Origin of the sequence: Proteus myxofaciens ATCC 19692 (assembly GCF_001654855.1) — a bacterium.
GTDB classification, from domain to species: Bacteria; Pseudomonadota; Gammaproteobacteria; order Enterobacterales; family Enterobacteriaceae; genus Proteus; species Proteus myxofaciens.
In genome coordinates this window covers 1-2,281 of record NZ_LXEN01000168.1, presented here as the reverse complement: position 1 = coordinate 2,281, position 2,281 = coordinate 1, and the positions used below count along the sequence as shown (strand labels likewise).

The window sequence follows — 2,281 nt, the reverse complement described above, 5'->3', positions numbered from 1 at the left end:
AGGCGCGCTTGTTCTGCTTCATGTTTCGCTTGGCGTTCAGCTTCTTCTTGAGCTAATTCTTGCGCTAAGCGTTGTTCTTCTGCCTCTTTGGCAAGACGCTCATTTTCTAGCTCTTGCTGTTGTTCTTTTTGTTGTTCTTTCTCTTGCTCAATATTTTCTTCTTTGTTACGCCCAAATCCGAGCCACGAGAAAAAACCTTTTTTTTCTTTTGCCATTAGCTACTAAACTCCTCGCACTACGTCATGGCGCGATCATACTGACGATATTGAAAATAATAATGAAGTCTATCATTTGATCATGGATAAACGCATCTTTTATACGATTTTTATGGTAAATTATTCTCGTTTAATGTTAGGAACATTATCAATAATCCAACAATATAGTGTTCTCCTATTCAGAAAAACACATTTCTCATTACGCTTAAACGATATAAATCAAAAAAATATGGCCAAAAAACCACAAAAAACTCCGATGGGACAAATAAGAATAATCGGAGGAAAATGGCGTGGTCGTAAACTCCCTGTACTTAATAGCCAAGGATTACGACCAACCACAGATAGAGTAAAAGAAACGCTTTTTAATTGGCTCATGCCAATCATTCATGATGCACATTGCCTTGATTGTTTTGCAGGTAGTGGTGGTCTTGGAATTGAAGCACTTTCGCGTTATGCGCGTGAAACCACATTTGTTGAATATGAACGCGACGTTGCACAGCAAATTAAAGCTAATTTAGCTCTTCTTAATGCAGATAATGGCCATGTTATTCACGACAGCGCGCTCTCTTTTCTTGCTAAACAAGGCACGCCTTATAACGTTATTTTTTTAGATCCCCCTTTTCATAAAGGTATGTTGTCGCAAACAATTCAATTATTAGAAAATAATGGCTGGCTTGCACAAAATAGCTATATTTATATAGAAGAAGAAATCAATGCAGAGACTTATCCTCTTCCTGCTAATTGGATATTACATAGAGAAAAAATAGCAGGGCAAGTCGCTTATCGCCTTTATATTCGCAGTATATCTGTTTAATTTTTATGGAGTTGTTATGTTAATCTTTTTAGGTCGGTTTTTAATGATTGGAGTGTGGGCCTTTTTAATCTTCAATTTTATCTCTCCTTTTCCTAAACCGCTAAAATATTTTATGGATATAGCATTGATTTTTATGGTCATTATGCATGGATTACAAATCGCCATGTATAAAGCGGGACAACCCGCAGATAAAAAACCATCAACTGCACTTCAATTTCGTATTTTCTTTTTTGGTGTTTTTGAATTATTAAAAATACAAAAAGAATTACGCTTAGAATATGAAGAAAAACAGAAAAATAAAACAAAATAGCGATAAAAGTTCATAGTTATCTAGGGCTTATTTCATTTATAAAATAGCCCTTAGATAGACATTTTTGCTTGGAATATCGTTATTTTATTGTTCTTTTGTCTTATCATCACGATTATCCGTTTCAAACTGCACAAACCGACTTCCTTTCAGAAATAAGCGACCTTTCATTTCAGGCGCTATCTGGTTATAAGATTCTTTATCAACACGTACATATAAATCTTTTCTATCATCTGTTGTTAAACGAAAAGTCACTTGATAGTGATAAACGGTTTCAGGCCCATTAATATCATTTTCTCTAGAGCGCCTATCATTAGCAATAATCTCTTTTTTATTAATGACTTCTACCATATAAAGTTTTACAGGCGCATTATCATTACTGATACGTTGCTTTCTCTGCTCGATAAAACGATGAGTCGCAGAAGCAATGATAATTATCAACACGCCAATGCCTAATATGCTCGCCTTATTCATAAGATTATTTCCTATCTTCAATATTAATAAACTATAGTCAGCTTTATATTATTGTAATTAATAAGTCAGTTTCGTCATTAATCGCTATTCTTAAATTATGCTTTCTGATATGAATAATAAAACAGCTTTAAATATATGGAGGATATAATGAGTTGGCCTTTTCTCGCAGTATTATTCTCAGGATGGCTTTATATTGATGCCGCATATCGAGGCCCAAATTGGCAACGATGGATATTCCGGCCTATCACCTTATTACTTTTGCTTCTTTGGGCTTGGCAAGTTCCTGAGCATAGTATTAATAGCTACTTAATTGTTGGTGCATTATTTGTCACATTACTTTCTGATCTCCTAAAGATATTTGATGGTAAGTATTTACTACCATCTTTAGCATTGATATGCCTTAGTTATATCCTTTATCTAGTCAGTTTTTTATTGCCATTAGAACTCACATTTTATCTTCCATTACTCGCC

The 2,281-nt window shown here is 34.4% G+C and carries 4 protein-coding genes and 1 pseudogene; 3 read left to right on the top strand and 2 right to left on the bottom strand.

Features of this window, described 5'->3' with window-relative positions; all coding sequences use genetic code 11:
* Positions 1–215, bottom strand: a pseudogene (locus M983_RS16395) (signal recognition particle-docking protein FtsY); the annotation flags it as partial.
* 229 nt (positions 216–444) lie between these two features.
* On the opposite strand from M983_RS16395, the gene rsmD reads away from it, so the two are divergent.
* Positions 445–1,029 (top strand): 16S rRNA (guanine(966)-N(2))-methyltransferase, encoded by a 585-nt coding sequence (gene rsmD, locus M983_RS16390; protein WP_066753538.1) that lies wholly within the window; start codon positions 445–447, stop codon positions 1,027–1,029.
* Between the two features lie 16 nt (positions 1,030–1,045).
* Positions 1,046–1,339, top strand: a complete 294-nt coding sequence (locus tag M983_RS16385; protein WP_066753536.1) for a DUF1145 family protein — start codon at positions 1,046–1,048, stop codon at positions 1,337–1,339.
* An 84-nt stretch (positions 1,340–1,423) separates the two neighbouring features.
* Here M983_RS16385 and M983_RS16380 read toward each other — a convergent pair whose 3' ends face one another.
* On the bottom strand, positions 1,424–1,810 hold the full coding sequence (locus M983_RS16380; RefSeq protein WP_066753534.1) for a DUF2500 family protein: 387 nt from the start codon (positions 1,808–1,810) through the stop codon (positions 1,424–1,426).
* Between the two features lie 147 nt (positions 1,811–1,957).
* Here M983_RS16380 and M983_RS16375 point away from each other — a divergent pair.
* Positions 1,958–2,281 (top strand): lysoplasmalogenase family protein (locus M983_RS16375; RefSeq protein WP_245684061.1); only part of this gene is annotated, 324 nt, incomplete at its 3' end.

What these genes read in the sequence shown, in the direction of transcription:
- M983_RS16385 (WP_066753536.1), top strand. Translation starts at nt 1,046, where the DNA reads ATGTTAATCTTTTTAGGTCGGTTTTTAATGATTGGAGTGTGGGCCTTT.
- rsmD (WP_066753538.1), top strand. Translation starts at nt 445, where the DNA reads ATGGCCAAAAAACCACAAAAAACTCCGATGGGACAAATAAGAATAATC.
- M983_RS16380 (WP_066753534.1), bottom strand. Translation starts at nt 1,810, where the DNA reads ATGAATAAGGCGAGCATATTAGGCATTGGCGTGTTGATAATTATCATT.